Consider the following 17,160-nt stretch of genomic DNA (forward strand, 5'->3'; position numbering starts at 1 on the left):
ATTGTAACTTATTAAATTAATTGTTGGCTTTTTAAAATAATTATTATGCTGAATGTTTCAGAAATAGTACAAACGATCAAGCAACTTATTGAAGTTAGAGTTGATATCGTCAAAAATGAGATAAAGGATCAGTTTTCGGATATCTTTTCTAGAATATTTATTTTAGTTCTCATGGGGCTTTCTTCCCTTATGATTTTACTTTTTGCAAGTATTTCACTGGCATTTTATTTAGGTGAGATTTTGTATTCTCCGTATAAAGGGTTTTTATATGTAAGTTTAATTTACTTATTGCTATTCTTTGTCCTTTACTTAGTAAGGGAATCAAAAGGTATATTGGATACTTTTAAGCACTTGTTTAGGACTTTCATTTTCAGAATCAAAAAATAGATGGATAGTAAAGAAGATTTGAAGAATAAGGCAAAGGAACTTGAACAAACACTTCAGGCACAGTTGAATTTTCTCAAAACCGACTCTAAAGACTTTGTCAAAATTGGTGCAGGAATTTTACTTGGAGGACTTACAGCTTTCGGTATAGTAAAAGCTATAAAAGGAAAAAAAAATAGTAAGAATAAAAGAATAATGGAAGTTCTGGAAAAGGAAGGGCTTCTTGATGAAGATACAATCGAGAGACTAAACACGAAAAAAAGCTCTGGTTTCAAAGCGCGTATTGCAGCAGTACTTTTACCTATGATCATTGCTTATGGAAGAGATAAGTTGATGGGAGGAAATCAAAACACTGAAGATCAAACTGGAGAACCAAGTGAAAAAAATTGAGCACAAGCTAAAATCTCTAGCTCAGGAGAGAAAAAAAGCCGTCGCTTGGCTTATAGATCCTGACAAAACTGTAGCTGATACTTTGTTTTTGGATCAAATAAAAGAGGTTTCTCGACTCGGGCTAGATTTTATTTTTATTGGTGGAAGTTTGATGAATTCTAATGAAATGGAAAAAATCATTCAATCAATAAAGGAAGTAGATTCGAAGATTCCACTTATTCTTTTTCCAGGAAATGTTCTTCAGTTTTCAGATACAGCGGATGGAATATTATTTCTTTCTCTGATTTCTGGAAGAAATCCAGACCTTCTAATTGGACAACATGTTACAATTGCCCCATTACTGGCTAAATCCAACCTTGAGGTATTGCCTACAGGGTATATACTTATAGATGGGGGACTTGCTACGAGTGTAAATTACATCAGCCAAACAATTCCTATACCAAACCACAAGCCTGAAATAGCGGTCGCAACTGCTTTAGCTGGATCATTCTTAGGACTGCAGTATTTTTATTTGGACGCTGGAAGTGGTGCGAAAACCCCCATTCCCCAAGAAATGATCAATGAAGTGAAAAAATCAATAAGTGCTCCATTAATAGTAGGTGGAGGATTGAAAGAAGTGTCAAGTGTGAAAGCAGCCTTCAAAGCTGGAGCTGATGTGGTAGTCATTGGAAATGGGGCAGAAAAAAACCTCAGCCTGTTGACTGAGGTTTTGGAATATGTTAATGTTTTGAATTTATCACTGAACATTAATTAACGACTCTCTTCTGCGCATCTTGCCTGCTGGCAGTCCATACATCATCTTGAATCTTCTACAGAAATATGCTGTATCCTTATATCCTACTTCCTTACCAATATCTCTGATACTTTTCTTGGAAGTTCTTAGCAATTCAACTGCCGCTTCCATTCTTTGATATTCAATATAATCTTGTGGATTGATACTTGTCAACATTTTGAAATATTGGCCAACATAGTCTTCCGATACATTAGCAACTTTTGCAAGTACTTTATTGGATAAATCTCCGCCAATATTTTTCTTGATATAGTTAAACATATCGATCAATCTTGGATCCTTGAAATAAGTACTGTTCGTAGATAATTCCTCTACAAATAGTCTGTTCTTAAGGATATGTCTGACAATTTCAATTACCAGCAACTCTGTTTGTAATTTTGATACCCTTTCTTTTCCAGGGACACTTTGTTCTGATTCTTTGACAATATCTTCAATGATTGTAGCAATCTTGTCATTGAACCTAATTACAAAAGGAGGTATTCCTAGAGAATGGAAAAAGTTAACAACATCAAAAACCTTTGCCTCAAAGTTAACAACTGTTATACAGTCTTCTTCGGTATTTTTGATATCTTTAAAACTGATTGTTTGTAGGTATTTTCTTTTATTATCTAAAAATGCCTCGTTAGTCAAATCTGACTTTTTGGTAACATTACCAAATGAAACGTTGCTTTTGCGACCCGCAGGGATAAATAAAATTTCGCCTTCATTGACACCTTCACCTTCATCAGAAAACTTTAATGAACCTTGGTGAAGTAAAATAACTGTATTTTCGGTGTCATTATAATCAGACACACTTACAGACTTGTCAATTTTATAGTTATTGCCTTTTAAAAAGCGAACTCCTACGGATTCTATGACTTTATTGTAATATTCCATGAAAGAAGTTGTTTTGATTTTTCTGTAAAACTAGGATAAATTTCTGCAATATAGTGTACTTATCTAATAAAAATTTCATAATAAAAAGAAAGAGGGCTTAAAAATTGAATTTTAAGCCCTCTTTTACCTCATTTATTTGTTTTATCTTAAAATACTACGGGATATAACTATTTTTTGAATTTCGCTTGTCCCTTCATAAATCTGTGTAATTTTTGCATCTCGCATCAATCTTTCCACATGGTATTCTTTTACGAATCCGTAGCCACCATGAACCTGCACCGCTTCAATTGTTACATCCATTGCTACTTGTGAAGCATAGAGTTTTGCCATCGCTGAGGCATGTGCATAGTCTTTGCCTTGGTCTTTGAGCCATGCAGATTTGAGTACCAATAGTCTTGCAGCTTCTATGTTGGTAGCCATATCAGCTAATTTGAATTGAATTGCTTGATGCTGACTAATTGGTTTTCCAAAAGCTTTTCGTTCTTTGGAATATGCCAAGGCTAATTCATAAGCACCTGAAGCAATTCCCAAAGCTTGAGCGGCTATGCCTATCCTGCCGCCATTCAATGTTTCCATAGCAAAAGTAAACCCAAAGCCTTCTTCGCCTATTCTATTTTCTACTGGTACTTTCACATCGGTAAACATCAAAGAATGGGTATCAGAACCTCTAATTCCCAATTTATCTTCTTTTTTACCAATGACGAAACCTTCTGATTCTTTTTCGACGATGAATGCAGAGATTCCTTTGTGACCTTTGGCAGCATCGGTTTGGGCAATCACCAAGTATATGCTGGCAGTACTGCCATTGGTGATCCAATTCTTAGTTCCATTTAGGATATAATGATCACCGTTCAATTCCGCAGAGGTTTTTTGAGAAGTGGCATCAGATCCAGCTTCAGGTTCTGAAAGACAAAATGCACCTAATACTTCACCTGATGCAAGTGGTTTTAGATATTTTTCTTTTTGTTGTTCATTACCATACTTTTCCAATCCCCAGCAGACAAGAGAATTGTTCACAGACATCGCTACTGAAGCAGAAGCGTCTATTTTTGAAATTTCTTCCATTGCCAATACATAAGAAACAGTGTCCATGCCACCTCCATTGTATTTTGGATCCACCATCATGCCCATGAATCCCAATTCCCCCATTTTTTTCATTTGCTCACTGGGAAATCTAGCCTCAGTATCTCTTTCTATAACTCCTTCAAGTAATTCTGATTTGGCAAATTCCCTAGCGGCATCTCGTACCGCTAGCTGCTCTTCTGTATGTTCAAAATTCATATCAATATTTGGGTTAATTGTTTCAAGGGTGGAATATAGATCAAAAATATAAAAGGGGCAATTTCTTGCCCCTTAAATGTAAACTCAAATTGATGTTTTCAGTTTCTTAGTCTCTATTTCCGAAGAAAATAAAGATGTAGTATGCCAAAGTAGCCAATGAAGCCAAAGCTGCAACTACATAGGTCATTGCTGCCCATTTCAATGCGTCCTTAGACATTCCATATTCTGACTTGGTGACAATGTTCCTTTGATTGACCCAGGCAAGTGCTCTGCTGCTTGCATCAAACTCCACTGGTAATGTTACCAATGTAAACAACGTCATAACACTGTATGCCCCAACTACAATGAATCCGATAAGATCATAATTAAGTCCCAATGCGTAACCACCTAACAAAGAAGCAATCAGGACAATGTTTAGAATCTTACCACTTGCGTTTTGAACTGGTACTAATGCAGATCTCAGTTGAAGCCAAGAATATGCTGTGGCATGCTGTACTGCGTGACCACATTCGTGTGCAGATACAGCTGTTGCAGCTGCATTTCTACCGTAGTACACATCTGGGCTAAGATTTACAGTTTTGTTTGCCGGATTGTAGTGGTCAGTAAGCTGACCTTCCACGCAATTTACCTTCACATCATAGATTTTATTGTCAGCAAGCATCAGCTCTGCTATTTCCTTTCCAGACAAATTTGCCTGAAGTGGAATTTTTGAATACTTTTTGAATTTGCTCTTAAGTCTATTGCTTACAACAAATCCTAAGATTCCGAATACAACGACGATTAATATTAGAAACATAGCTTTGGTTTTTAACTGTTGTCTTTACGAATTTAGGAAGTTTTAGGTTCTCCTTTTGCAGTGATCCTAAAGAAAATTGCTAAGGCTACCAAACCTAAGAAAATCATAATCACCACCTGACTTCCATGGATAATGGCGGCGAAGATTTTTCCTTCCTCCTCTGATAATCCATAACGTATCAAAATAAAGGCCACTAATGCATGAAAGGTTCCAATTCCCCCTTGAACGGGTGCAGTCATGCCAATACTTCCCATCACCATCACCATCAGAACTGCGTTGGCTGTCAAACTGGCAGTAGATGGAATTGCCAAAGCCACAGCAAACATGGTGGCATAATAGCAAAGCCAAATCACGGCTGAAGAGGACCAGAATCCTGCTTGGTTTTTCACTTTACGAAGACTTACCACTCCTTTGACAAGATCCCCAGTAAAATTCCTTACTTTTTTGATAAAGCTGTTTTCCTTATATTTTTTGAAAAGGAAGACGATAAAAATGATAATCAATATAATGGCCCCGATGATAATCGGTAGTGCACCGTTAATTTTAGCTACAATATCATCTACGGATACCAGTTCGGAGAAAAGGCTAATGAAAAGATCTCGTTCTAGAAAGAACGCTAGGGAAATAGCAAAAAGCATGAACAAAAAATCAATGGTTCTTTCCATGATTACTGTTCCGATCAATTTGCCCATTTCGATGTTTTCTGTTTTTTTCAGAACACCACATCTCGCCACTTCACCGGCTCTTGGTACGACTAAGTTTGCTAGGTAGCCGATCATCAAAGCCCAAAAGGCCCTGAAACTCGGAGTATTCTGATCTTCCCCCGCATCAATCAACAAGGTCCATCTCCAAGCACGAAGCCAAAAACCAAAAACCGAAACCAATAAGGAAACACCTAACCAAAGAATAGAAGATTCTTCAACGACTTTAGACATATCAGAAAAACTGATGTCTTTATATAAAAACCAAAAGATCCAGATAGCCACCCCTAAAGAGAGAATTACCTGGATCCACTGTTTGATAGAAAGTTTCAATACTTATATTACTTTATTGTGATCGTCTGGGAAAATCAAAACAGGCTTATGTGATTTGGCTTCTTCAAAGTCCATAGAAGCATAAGAAATGATAATTACAATATCACCGACTTGCGCTTTGCGGGCAGCAGGTCCATTGAGACAAACCATGCCGGAACCTCTTTCGCCTTTGATGACATAGGTTTCTATTCTCTCGCCATTATTTACGTTGACGATTTGTACTTTTTCATTTTCGATGATATTGGCAGCATCCATTAGATCTTCATCGACAGTAATGCTTCCTACATAATGTAGCTCTGCTTGAGTAATCTTTACTCTGTGTATTTTGGATTTTAATACTTGAATATGCATGAATTCAAATTTTTTGCGAAGGTAATTAAACTATACTAAGGTTATCGATCAATCGTACTTCACCTATATAAGCAGCAGTACAGATTGAGGTGTTTTTTTGATCTTTGATACTGCTTAGCTTTTCTAAAGTATCCGTATTCACCAACTCGAAATATTCCAATCTCGCTTTTGGTTCATCATAAAACCTTTTGGTAACCTTTTCTTTGATTTCAAACCAGTCTCCACCTTGTAAAAGTTCATTTTTGGCAAAAAGCAAGCATTTGTAGAGAATCGTGGAGGTCAATCTTTCTTCGGGATTGAGTCTGACATTTCTGGAAGACATTGCTAAGCCGTCTGACTCTCTAATGGTAGGAACTACTACGATTTCCACGTCGAAGGAAAGATCATTAACTAGGCGTTTTATGATCGCAACTTGCTGCAAATCCTTCTGTCCAAAGTAAGATTTATCAGGTTTAACAATGTTTAACAATTTAGATACGACCACCCCTACGCCACTAAAATGACCCGGTCGGAAGCTTCCTTCGAGCGTTTTGTCTAAGTCGCCAAAGTCCATTTTTAAGAGTGCTTCACTGGTGTACATTTCCTCAACACTCGGTAAAAAAATAAAATCAACTCCTTTTTCCTCAAGTATTTTAAGGTCTTGATCTATGGAAATAGGATATTTTTCGTAGTCTTCTTTGTTGTTGAATTGAGTCGGATTTACGAAAATAGATACAATGACGCTATCAGAAGATAATTTTGCGTTTTCAACCAAAGACAAATGCCCTTCATGTAATGCACCCATAGTAGGTACAAAACCTATGGTTTTTTGACTGTTTCTAAGAATCTGTAAAGCTGATTTTACAGCTTGTTTTGTTCTGAGGATTGTCACAATGTGAGAATTTTGGAAAATGTAAAATAGCCGCAAAGCTATGTTATTCTAGATAAAAACAATGGAATTGAAGGATTTTTTTTGTAAGTTTGTAGTCCCGTATTATCCCTCAACAAAAAAAACAAGATATGTCTAAACTTCGTATTCTCTACGTAGCCAGCGAAATCAATCCATTCCTTCAAACTTCCGAAGTTGCCAACTTTGTTAGAGCTTTGCCTCAAGCAATGCAAGAGAAAGGTATGGAAATACGAATTCTTGTTCCTAGATTTGGTCTAATAAACGAAAGAAAGAACAGGTTACACGAGGTAGTGAGACTTTCTGGAATCAACATTGCAGTTGGTGAGGAAGAAAAACCATTGATTATAAAAGTCGCGTCTATCCCGAACGCAAAGCTTCAAGTTTATTTCATAGACAATGAAGACTATTTCCAAAGGAAGAGCGTTTTCCACGATAAGCAGGAAAAGTTCTATGAAGACAATGACGAAAGAGCCATTTTCTTTTGTAAAGGCGTAATTGAAACAGTAAAAAAACTAGGTTGGGCTCCTGATGTGGTGCATTGTAACGACTGGATGACCAGCTTGATACCAATGTATTTGAAGACCACCTACAAAAATGAACCATTATTTAAGGATACAAAATCCGTATTTGCTATTTATAATACAGGATTTAGCCATAAATTTGGCGACGATTTGTTTGAGAAAGTGAAAATGGTAGATATTGATGATGCCATTTTAGCTCCTTTGAAATCTAAAGACTATGAAGGTTTCCTAAAAATAGGAATGGAATATGCCGACGTAGTCATTAAGAACGAAGACATCTCAGATAAATTAACACAATTAATTGAGGAGTGCTCTAAAGACAAGAAGTGTGAGATTAACAGCGACGAAGAAGAACAACTTTTTGAAAGTTATTACAACATCTATAATGACCTCGCCAGCTAAGCTGGTTGGAGGTCTATTGATCACATTATCCATTGCGAGTTCTTGCAGCGATCCATCTACCCTAGGGTTAGATTTGGATCCCAACAATAATCAGATAGGGGTTTTCTACACAGAAATACCCCTTTCTGCTTCTATGGTTTTGCTTGACTCGCTCAATACCACAAATTCTGAATCTTTAGTAGTTGGTGGTTTGACTGACAGTTTTTTTGGTAAAACTGAGGCTATCGGATTTAGTAGACTCGCAATAGGACCTAGCGCGACTAGACCTTCAGAGAATGCTGTTTTGGATTCCGTTAAATTCCATTTTCGGATTGAGTCTGTAATAGGAGATGATTTGAGTGGATCTAAATCACTTTCAGTACATTTACTGACTGAAAGTATTTTGGATACGACCTATTATAATTTTGATAGACTAGATTTTGACCCGAATCCCATAGCACAAGGATCCTTCAACTTCTCAGCAAGGCAAGACACAGCAGTCTCAGTCGAAATGGAGTCGGGATTTTCAGATTTTATTTTCGAAGAGTTGAAAAAGGGAGATGCTTTCAGAGATGTATTTTCATTTAGAAACTTGATTCCTGGCATTGCCCTTCAAGGCAATATTGAAGAAAATACCTCGACTGCCATCAGGGTTGGAAACGCTACAGGTATTATAGTTTATTTTAAAAATGAAGGAGATACAGTCTCTAGGAGGTATGCTATCACTACTGCTCAATCAAGACATTTCAATCATATTAATAGTGATAGATCAGGTACACCAACTGCTGTAATTACTGAGCCCGGAAGGTCATATGATATAGGAAGTCGTGTAGGTATTAAGTCTGGTGTAGGGTTGGTCATGAAGCTAGATACTAGCCCAATTAGTGATTTTCTAGATACGCTTGCAAATGTGACATTTAATGACATAATTTTGGAAATGGGTCCCTTGGGTAGTGAGTCCGCTACCAATAGGCCTCCATCAAACTTATTTTTGTATTTCACCGATGATTCAAACGGTTTTCTAAGAGCTACATCCGGCCAACTTATCAGTGTACAGGCAGATAATCAACCGCAAATAGCAACGGATGTAAATGGTAATATTATACCTTCTGTAGCAAGTCCAGGAACATTTGTATACGTTAACACATCCAATATTTATAGACAAAGACTTACCTCGTATATGAATGCGGTGTATAGACAGGGGCTCCAACGTAATGACTTTTTGATTTCACCGTCAAGTCCTGCCGAACAAAATTCTGTTGATAATTTCATAAAAACGTTGAGAGGATTTGATTTAGACCAAAATAGTATTAAACTAAAAATATATTATTCTAAGATTAGGGCGTTTTAGAAAATTTCAGTTTGAACATATTATTACCTGAATTTTTGCTTTCACAATGCACAAATTAGGTCATATATGAATGTAGTCTTTGCAGACTCAGTCTAGCCTATCTATATCAAGCCGGCGTAGATGTTGCCTACTAACCACTTCAAATTATGCCATTGAAGCCTTATTGGTAACATTAAAATACCCAATTTAAATTTATTACCTTATGAAAACCCAATCTTAGGTTTTGCTTTCAATCTAGAGGATAGCAGAAATTAAGACTGGGTTTTGTTTTCTTCACCTGAAAATAATTACCTTTAGGCTTTAAAAATTTTTACATATGTGTGGAATAGTAGCTTATGTCGGGCAGCAAGAGGCTCTGCCAATAATAATTAAAGGTCTCAAAAGGTTGGAATATCGAGGCTATGACAGTGCCGGAGTAGCTTTGATAGATGAAAAAGGACTCAATGTCTACAAAAAGAAAGGGAAAGTTTCCGAATTGGAAAACCACCTTACCAGCCAAGGAAACTTAATCTCAAAAATCGGAATTGGGCATACTCGTTGGGCAACTCATGGAGAGCCAAATGATGTAAATGCGCACCCACATTATTCATCAAATGAAAAATTTGCGATGATCCATAATGGGATTATCGAAAATTACGACGTCCTTAAAACAGATTTGATCAATAAGGGGTATCATTTTCATAGTGATACAGATTCTGAAGTATTTATGAAGTTCATAGAGGACATTCATAAAAACAATGAATGTAGTCTTGAAGAGGCGGTTAGACTTGCACTGCACAAAGTAGTGGGAGCTTATGCCATCGTGATCATGAATATTGCAGAACCTGATACGCTTATCGCGGCGAGAAAGGGTTCCCCATTGGTTATTGGAGTTGGTGAGGGTGAATATTTCTTGGCATCCGATGCGACGCCTATTATAGAATATACCAATCAGGTAATCTATTTGGACGATTATGAAATTGCAGTAATCCGAAATAATAACCTTCAAATCAAGACTATTGAAAATGTGGAGACCAATCCATATATCAATAAGTTGGAAATGGAACTTGAAGCCATCGAAAAAGGCGGATATGACCATTTTATGTTGAAAGAAATCAATGAGCAACCAAGATCCATAGCAGACTGTATGCGAGGTAGATTGGATGCAAAAAATGGTAGACTAGTATTGGGAGGTCTTCGTGACTACATGAACAAGTTTCAAAATGCTGATAGAATCATCATTACGGCTTGTGGTACATCATGGCACGCTGGCTTGGTAGCAGAGTACCTTTTTGAGGAATTTGCGAGAATTCCTGTAGAAGTAGAATATGCTTCTGAGTTTAGGTATAGAAATCCAGTAATCAGTGAGAAAGATTTTGTCATTGCGATATCCCAATCTGGAGAGACTGCAGATACACTTGCAGCAATAGAATTGGCAAAGTCCAAAGGAGCCACGATTTTTGGCGTTTGTAATGTAGTGGGGTCGTCTATCGCAAGAGCGACACATGCTGGCTGCTATACTCATGCTGGGCCCGAGATCGGTGTGGCATCTACAAAGGCATTTACAGCTCAAATTTCTGTATTGACGATGATGGCTTTGATGCTTGGATATCAAAGAGGTACTTTGACTGAAAGCAAGTATGTACAGTTATTGAATGAACTTGAAGGCATACCGGTGAAAGTTGAAAAAGCTTTGAAAATGAACAGCAACGTCGAAAAGATAGCTGAGATTTATAAAGATTCTAGAAACTTCCTTTATTTGGGTAGAGGTTATAACTTCCCTGTTGCCCTTGAAGGTGCATTAAAGCTTAAGGAGATTTCATATATCCATGCAGAGGGATATCCTGCGGCAGAAATGAAGCATGGCCCTATTGCCTTGATTGATGAAGAAATGCCAGTCGTATTTATAGCCACAAAAGATACTTCTTACGAAAAGGTTGTTTCCAATATTCAAGAAGTCAAAGCTAGAAAAGGAAAAATTATCGCTGTAGTCACCGAAGGTGATACTGTAGTGAGAGGTATGGCAGATCACGTTTTGGAGGTTCCAGACACAGCAGAGGCATTTGTTCCATTGCTTTCTGTGATTCCATTGCAGCAGTTATCTTATCACATTGCTGTGATGAGGGGATGCAATGTGGATCAACCACGAAACCTTGCCAAGTCAGTGACTGTAGAATAAAAACAAGAGAGGCTCCAAATTTGGAGCCTCTCTTGTTTTTATTTCTAACTATAAAACTATTTAATCTAATAGAATAATTTTGGTTTACGCTATTTTTAACCTTAACTCACCTTTTCTCTTGACAATTTTTAAGTCAAAATATTGATTAACAAAAGCTTTACATTGGTTCTCGGACCATTCTGCTCTAGAATCTGTGTCAAACAATACGGTCATTCTAAGCATAGTTTTTACGTATTGCTCGTGCTGACCTAGGTCTCTTATCCATTCTGTGAGCTGATCTGTCCAGTCTTCCTGAAATTTTTCGAAGTGTGTCCTTCCATCAAAAAGCAATTCTAGTTGATTAGATCCAAATTTGTAGCGATAGATCCCGCAAAGCTGATAATAGATAATTTTTAACCGATCTTTCGGAAAATCATAAGTATCGATTATTTGCTTGAATGTGTTGTCCATTAGCATCAATGGATTGAAAAGCGCAGTGTATGATTTTTTTAGTTCTAAGACCATTAAATTCAACATACTTTCTTCCATGGCAGTTTGTGCCTGTCGAAGGATGTAGTTTTTGTCTAGGGGAAAGAGTTTTTGAATCATTGCACAATCAAATATTCCGCAAATTACGTGTTTCCTATAGATTATAATAATAATTCATAGGAATAATGAGGTTTTGAATCTAATAGATTAGTATTATTTCCTTTTTGCCCATTTTTGGGGATCTAATTCTATGTTTAGTATAGCTTCATTCTAATAAATTTCCTAATTCTCGTCAAGTCAAAAGAGGAGCAAAGGTCGCTATGCCTTTATACATGTTCTTAACAAATATATTCTTCCTAGACATTTTTTCAGATCTAGCTTTTTTTCCTCCATTAAGACTATGCAAAACCCTGCATTTTTTCTCACCTGCATGAGATTTCCTAGCTTAAATCAGCAATACGCGTAGACTTTTTGCTCCGTGGGCACCAATGACCAGGGATTGTTCTATATCGGCAGTTTTTGATGGGCCGGCGATGAAGACGCCAAAGCCTGAATGGGCTTGCCCGATGCGCTCGTAAGCTTCATGCATATTGGGAACGATGGTTTTTTTATCGACCACAATCACCAAATGCTCAGTGATAAAAGGCAAAACCCTATGCCCAAGCTTGCTGTCATCAAGCCAAATTGCGCCATTTTCCCCAACACCAAAATACCCCTCTATGATAGCCAAATCTAAGTTTTTCAGTTCATGTGGATCTTCTGGCAAACTGCAGTTGCTGTATTTGGAATAGGGCTCGGATGCTGAATAGACATTGACAAATTCCCCAGATTCCAGCAAATCCATCAGTGCTTCTTCTGAAATAATCTCCCCTTTATTGGTCTTGATCGATGTTTTGAAGCTTTCGATGATGTCTGCCTCATATTCAAACTGAGGTATCGTAGGGAGTTCTGAGTTGTCGATTTTCAGTATTCTGATATCACTTAATATTTGCTCTCTACTATTCATTTCCTTTGTTTTTGTACCAGTCTTTGAAAGATTGCTTTGGCAATTCAGGAAGATCTCTTTCCTTGCCCCAAGTATTTAGATTGCTGTAAGTCACGCTTTCCGGAAGTATTTTGAGGCTTCCTCGCATGATCTGTCCGCTGATTTTGTAGGCAAAAGGAGTAGAGAAGATACCATTTGCGATCTTCATTGCGATGCTTTTGGCATTGATAGAGGATTGTGCTTTGGTGATTTCCTGTCTCCATTCATAGAGTTGTTCGTGGATGTTGATTTTGACTGGACATACATCAGAACATGACCCGCATAGTGTGGAGGCAAATGGTAATGTACTATGTTTTTTGAGGTCAATTCCCGGCGAAAGTATAGATCCAATAGGTCCTGGCACTACGCTTCCGTAAGAATATCCGCCACTTCTACGATAGATAGGACAAGTATTCATACATGCGCCACAGCGGATACATTTGAGGGAGTTTCTGAATTTCTCTCTTCCCAACTGCTTGGTTCTGCCATTGTCCAGAAGGATGATGTGAATTTCCTTACCTTCAGATGGACTTCTAAAGTGGGAATTGTAATTGGTGATACTTTGCCCCGTAGCGGAGCGAGCGAGCAAGCGGAGAAATACACCCAAGTGCTCCCTCTTTGGGATCAGTTTCTCAATCCCCATACAAGCGATGTGTGTGTCAGCCAGATGAACGCCCATATCTGCATTTCCTTCATTGGTGCAGACTACAAACTCCCCTGTTTCGGCGACACCAAAATTAACTCCTGTGATGGCCATTTTTGCAGCGAGGAATTTTTCCCGAAGGTGTTTCCTTGCAGCTTGTGTAAGGTAATAAGGATCGTTATTCCCTTTTTCAGTTTGGAGTTTTTCATGAAAAATCTCCGAAATATGTTCTTTTTTGAGGTGGATTGCGGGAAGGACAATGTGGCTTGGTGGCTGATTGAGGAACTGTACTATCCGTTCACCCAAATCTGTATCGACGACTTCCACACCATTTTCCTCCAAATATGGATTCAGGTGACATTCCTCTGTCAAGATGGATTTACTTTTGACGATGGCCTTACAGTCTTTCTCTTTCAAGATCGAAAGGACAATTTGATTGTGTTCCTCTGCATCTTTTGCCCAATGGATTTTTATGCCATTTTTGATCGCATTTTTCTCGAACTCCACAAGGTAGGAATCGAGGTTGCTGAGGACATTGTCCTTGATCCCAGATGCCAATTCCCTCAATTTTTCCCATTCTGGAATGGATTTGCTGGAAAGGTCTCTTTTGTCACGAACAAACCACAAGGTCTCGTCATGCCATTTTGCATTGGATTTGTCTTCAAGAAATTTTGCTGCTTGAACTGGATGGTTCATATAATGGCCTCGTTTAGTACTTCTGCAATGTGTTTGAATTGGATAGCTTGTTTGTTTCGGGAAGCTATACCCGACAGGTGCATGATACAGGACATGTCACCTCCGATGATGATTTCGGCATCTTTGCTGATATGGTCTTGAAGCCTGTCTTTGCCCATTTGAACCGAAAGGGCTTCTTCGGTGACTGCAAATGTTCCCCCAAAACCACAACACTCATCTTTTCTGCTCAACTCCACCCATTCCAATCCTTCGAAATTGGCTAGGAGTTGCTTGGCTTTATTGAAAACTGGCTGATTCAGTTCGCTGGAGGATGCCAGTCTCAAGCCTCTCTGACCATGGCAACTGGAATGAAAACCAACCCTGTGTGGATATGTTCCTTTGATATCGGTGATTTTCAGGATATCGGTGATGAACTCGGTCAATTCATAGACTTTATGCTGAATATCTTTTTGAAAGGTTTCTTTGCCTTCGATGCATGGAGCATGGTCCCTGACATGATGAACACAGCTTCCTGAGGGACAGACGATGTAATCAAAGCTTTCGAAAGTGTCCAAAAAATGCTGGGTCGTGGCTAACGTATCCCTTTCATATCCAGCATTGGCCATGGGCTGACCACAGCAGGTTTGGTTCATGGGATAGCTGACATCACAACCTAATTTCTGAAGAAGCTCCAAAGTCGAAATAGCTACATTTGGATAAAATTGATCCACATAGCATGGAATAAAGAGACCTACTTTTTTGTTAATTGACATATTTTTTGAATCAATAATTTAATTTCAATTTCGATAAAATGCTACTTTTTAACATCCTGTGGTGTCGGGTAGCATTAATTAAATAAACCGTTGGATTTGAACTTGGCAATTGTTAATTTGATGATAAATTGTTAGTTATGAAAAGCCAGATTGCTAAGCAGCTTTATGTTTTCGCCTTTCTTTTAGGTATATTTTTCATCAGCTCCTGCTCCAATTCTGGGAGAAGTGAAGGTACTACTATTTCTTACGAATTGATGCAAGTGGATTCTTTCAGGGTAGATAGGGAAAATAGAATCCGCATATTGGATTTTAATTCAAATAGGTCAGAATACTTAGCATTTGATTTGGTTACAGAAGAATTTGTGCAACTTGACCAAAGAGGAAAGGTATTGAATGCGGTAATGAAACAAGGTGAAGGGCCTGATGAATACAATACAAGTATTTTGGCAGCTTCATTTAACCATGAAGATGATGGTTATTTTCTTCAAAGCTCGAATGAGTTTATATGGTATTCTGATGATTGGAAAGTGAAAGAACGATTACATATTCCTGCATATCACACAATATTCACTTATAATGGACCAAAACTTAACGTTCCATATTTTCGAATCAAAGACAGCTCTTCACCTTATTTTCTCACAAGCTTTTTTTCAGGAATTCAAGTAAATACTTTCGAAACAAAAGATGACCTTTCTGAAGAAATGATGATTGAATATTACAATCCATCCAAAGATTCGCTAGAATGGGCACTACCTTTTGATAAACAGTATTTTTCTTCTTCTGAACTTAGCGAAAAGAAAATCAGCCCCAAGCAAATCTATGTATTGAATAGGGAAGCAAATCTTATGTATTTGACTTTTGAAAACTCGAAAACTATTGGAGTCTATGATTTGTCCAAAGATTTTGAATTGAAACAGACATTGCCTTATGAACATCAAAATTTCATTCCTACCAACAAATCCAGAAATATTGCTCTTTTTAGTTTGGGATCAGATAAACTGGCACTTTTATACTATTCAGGCTTATCGGAAGGGGATATACAACTGAAAAAGGATGCTGATACTGATTATCTTTTTTATCAGGATCCAGCGCTTTTCAGGTTTCTAATTATAGAAAAAGATGGTTCAGGAAGCCATGAAATCATGTTTCCTTCTAGTGGCGAACCCCATTCAGAAGTTGTAAAACTTCCCGATAATAGAATTTTGATCAGAAAAAAAGACAATCCTAATATTGAACAAGAGTATTCAGATTATTTGGTTTTTGAGTTGAAGTAAAGGAAAAGTCAAGTGTTTATTCCTGATTTCAGAACTTGGACACCTTGTTTAGAATTCTAATATTTCTTGTACTAATTTCTGTTTATCTCTAAGGATATTAGTTTTAGAATTTTGTGTTCGCCAATTGTAAAATCTGACATTATCCAATTCAGTTGTATGCTAGTTGGTTTGGTGTTGATCAAAAAAATCCGTTAGAGCCTTAATTTTCATTTACCTTACTGATTCAATTGGTCTTAAAATTCCTTCATCTTTACAGTTGATGATTAACAAAGTATATTACTTTATTAATTATTGTCAATTAGTTTGAGTGCTTATCGCCCAGTAATTTCCTGCAAAATCATAGAAAGAACCCCTCGTATCTGGGTCCCCACTTTTGCTAATTGGTTTTTCAATCAACACACAGCCGTTCTCCATAGCTTTGTGAAATGTCTCAAAAACATCTGTCACGTAAATGTGAAGCATTGTCTTATTAGCTTCATAACTTTCAGTACTGTCACTTATCATTATCACAGAATCATCTAATTGTAATTCGATATGAGCAATTTTGCCGTTTTCGTGGTCAAACCTCCTTAAAACCTTAGCTTCAAAAATGATAATCAATAAATCCACTAATTTTTGAGCATTGTCAACAATTAGATAAGGAGAAAGCGAATTGTAATTTTTAGGCTTATATCGTTTCATCTTTTCTATGTTTATTTTTTTGTTGTTATGACTACAATTTTACATTGTCAAGCAGGAATTTTGATTGTCAAATTGGCTCTTGATTAGTTTTAAATGACACTGCCAGAAATATACTGAAAATTAATGCTATGGGTTTTATAATTGATGCTAACGGGATTCAGATTGGAGTTGGTGGATATTCCGGAGGATGTTGACCCCTCAGAATCGGAATGTTTTTGTTTAGAGAAAGTGGCCTGATTGGCCAGATTCGACTGACATTCCGGCGGATATTGACCCCCTAAAGCAAGAATTTGATAAAGATTCCGGATCATGTTGACCCCCTTTGGTCAAAATTCCGGAGCATATTGACCCCTCTGATTAATGGTTTTGGTTTTTTTAGCGGACACTTTAGATAACCGCTAATTATAATCCTATGGCTGG

At 37.5% G+C, this 17,160-nt stretch carries 18 protein-coding genes; 7 read left to right on the top strand and 11 right to left on the bottom strand.

Annotated features, from left to right (window positions below):
• Positions 1 to 45: 45 nt before the first annotated feature.
• The 3 genes from MM213_RS13970 to MM213_RS13980 are packed head-to-tail and all read left to right on the top strand — an operon-like array spanning position 46 to position 1,528.
• On the top strand, positions 46 to 387 hold the full coding sequence (locus MM213_RS13970) for a phage holin family protein (protein ID WP_241413164.1): 342 nt from the start codon (positions 46 to 48) through the stop codon (positions 385 to 387).
• A complete protein-coding gene (locus MM213_RS13975) occupies positions 388 to 774 on the top strand; it encodes a hypothetical protein (protein ID WP_241413166.1) in 387 nt (128 codons plus the stop codon). It begins immediately after the preceding gene.
• Positions 761 to 1,528, top strand: a complete 768-nt coding sequence (locus MM213_RS13980; RefSeq protein WP_241413169.1) for a phosphoglycerol geranylgeranyltransferase — start codon at positions 761 to 763, stop codon at positions 1,526 to 1,528. The genes MM213_RS13975 and MM213_RS13980 overlap by 14 nt, the downstream gene beginning before the upstream one ends.
• On the opposite strand, the gene MM213_RS13985 is transcribed toward MM213_RS13980, so the two are convergent.
• The 6 genes from MM213_RS13985 to panC all read right to left on the bottom strand — a co-directional run bounded on the left by MM213_RS13985 (position 1,511) and on the right by panC (position 6,773).
• Positions 1,511 to 2,440 (bottom strand): helix-turn-helix domain-containing protein, encoded by a 930-nt coding sequence (locus MM213_RS13985; protein ID WP_241413171.1) that lies wholly within the window; start codon positions 2,438 to 2,440, stop codon positions 1,511 to 1,513. The genes MM213_RS13980 and MM213_RS13985 overlap by 18 nt on opposite strands.
• A 141-nt stretch (positions 2,441 to 2,581) precedes the next feature.
• Positions 2,582 to 3,721, bottom strand: a complete 1,140-nt coding sequence (locus tag MM213_RS13990) for an acyl-CoA dehydrogenase (protein WP_241413175.1) — start codon at positions 3,719 to 3,721, stop codon at positions 2,582 to 2,584.
• A 106-nt stretch (positions 3,722 to 3,827) separates the two neighbouring features.
• Positions 3,828 to 4,517, bottom strand: coding sequence for a zinc metallopeptidase (locus MM213_RS13995; protein ID WP_241413176.1), 690 nt, complete (start codon positions 4,515 to 4,517; stop codon positions 3,828 to 3,830).
• A 32-nt stretch (positions 4,518 to 4,549) separates the two neighbouring features.
• Positions 4,550 to 5,551: a lysylphosphatidylglycerol synthase transmembrane domain-containing protein gene (locus tag MM213_RS14000; protein ID WP_241413178.1), complete on the bottom strand. Its 1,002-nt coding sequence runs from the start codon at positions 5,549 to 5,551 to the stop codon at positions 4,550 to 4,552.
• Between the two features lie 3 nt (positions 5,552 to 5,554).
• Positions 5,555 to 5,902, bottom strand: a complete 348-nt coding sequence (gene panD, locus MM213_RS14005) for an aspartate 1-decarboxylase (RefSeq protein ID WP_241413181.1) — start codon at positions 5,900 to 5,902, stop codon at positions 5,555 to 5,557.
• A 25-nt stretch (positions 5,903 to 5,927) separates the two neighbouring features.
• Positions 5,928 to 6,773, bottom strand: a complete 846-nt coding sequence (panC, locus tag MM213_RS14010) for a pantoate--beta-alanine ligase (RefSeq protein ID WP_241413185.1) — start codon at positions 6,771 to 6,773, stop codon at positions 5,928 to 5,930.
• Between the two features lie 128 nt (positions 6,774 to 6,901).
• On the opposite strand from panC, the gene MM213_RS14015 reads away from it, so the two are divergent.
• The 3 genes from MM213_RS14015 to glmS all read left to right on the top strand — a co-directional run bounded on the left by MM213_RS14015 (position 6,902) and on the right by glmS (position 11,202).
• Positions 6,902 to 7,714 (top strand): glycogen/starch synthase, encoded by an 813-nt coding sequence (locus tag MM213_RS14015; RefSeq protein WP_241274293.1) that lies wholly within the window; start codon positions 6,902 to 6,904, stop codon positions 7,712 to 7,714.
• Positions 7,698 to 9,044: a DUF4270 family protein gene (locus MM213_RS14020; protein ID WP_241413188.1), complete on the top strand. Its 1,347-nt coding sequence runs from the start codon at positions 7,698 to 7,700 to the stop codon at positions 9,042 to 9,044. Before MM213_RS14015 ends, MM213_RS14020 begins: the two co-directional genes overlap by 17 nt.
• Positions 9,045 to 9,360: 316 nt before the next feature.
• Positions 9,361 to 11,202, top strand: coding sequence for a glutamine--fructose-6-phosphate transaminase (isomerizing) (glmS, locus tag MM213_RS14025; protein WP_241413190.1), 1,842 nt, complete (start codon positions 9,361 to 9,363; stop codon positions 11,200 to 11,202).
• 84 nt (positions 11,203 to 11,286) lie between these two features.
• On the opposite strand, the gene MM213_RS14030 is transcribed toward glmS, so the two are convergent.
• The 4 genes from MM213_RS14030 to MM213_RS14045 form a co-directional block, all read right to left on the bottom strand.
• Positions 11,287 to 11,790 carry a hypothetical protein gene (locus MM213_RS14030; protein ID WP_241413192.1) on the bottom strand — a complete coding sequence of 168 codons (504 nt, stop codon included), beginning with the start codon at positions 11,788 to 11,790 and terminating at the stop codon, positions 11,287 to 11,289.
• Positions 11,791 to 12,115: 325 nt separating this feature from the next.
• The gene (locus MM213_RS14035) at positions 12,116 to 12,676 is read right to left on the bottom strand and encodes a LutC/YkgG family protein (RefSeq protein WP_241413197.1); all 561 of its coding nucleotides are present in this window, start codon (positions 12,674 to 12,676) and stop codon (positions 12,116 to 12,118) included.
• The gene (locus MM213_RS14040; protein ID WP_241413198.1) at positions 12,669 to 14,033 is read right to left on the bottom strand and encodes a lactate utilization protein B; all 1,365 of its coding nucleotides are present in this window, start codon (positions 14,031 to 14,033) and stop codon (positions 12,669 to 12,671) included. The genes MM213_RS14035 and MM213_RS14040 overlap by 8 nt, the downstream gene beginning before the upstream one ends.
• The gene (locus MM213_RS14045) at positions 14,030 to 14,785 is read right to left on the bottom strand and encodes a (Fe-S)-binding protein (RefSeq protein ID WP_241413200.1); all 756 of its coding nucleotides are present in this window, start codon (positions 14,783 to 14,785) and stop codon (positions 14,030 to 14,032) included. The genes MM213_RS14040 and MM213_RS14045 overlap by 4 nt, the downstream gene beginning before the upstream one ends.
• Positions 14,786 to 14,922: 137 nt before the next feature.
• Between MM213_RS14045 and MM213_RS14050 the strand changes: the two genes are divergently transcribed.
• Positions 14,923 to 16,059 carry a hypothetical protein gene (locus MM213_RS14050; RefSeq protein WP_241413202.1) on the top strand — a complete coding sequence of 379 codons (1,137 nt, stop codon included), beginning with the start codon at positions 14,923 to 14,925 and terminating at the stop codon, positions 16,057 to 16,059.
• Positions 16,060 to 16,353: 294 nt separating this feature from the next.
• Here the strand turns inward: MM213_RS14050 and MM213_RS14055 are convergent, their stop codons facing one another.
• On the bottom strand, positions 16,354 to 16,740 hold the full coding sequence (locus MM213_RS14055; RefSeq protein ID WP_241413203.1) for a VOC family protein: 387 nt from the start codon (positions 16,738 to 16,740) through the stop codon (positions 16,354 to 16,356).
• Between the last annotated feature and the right edge of the window lie 420 nt (positions 16,741 to 17,160).

It is taken from the genome of Belliella alkalica, from assembly GCF_022549785.1.
GTDB lineage: Bacteria > Bacteroidota > Bacteroidia > Cytophagales > Cyclobacteriaceae > Belliella > Belliella alkalica.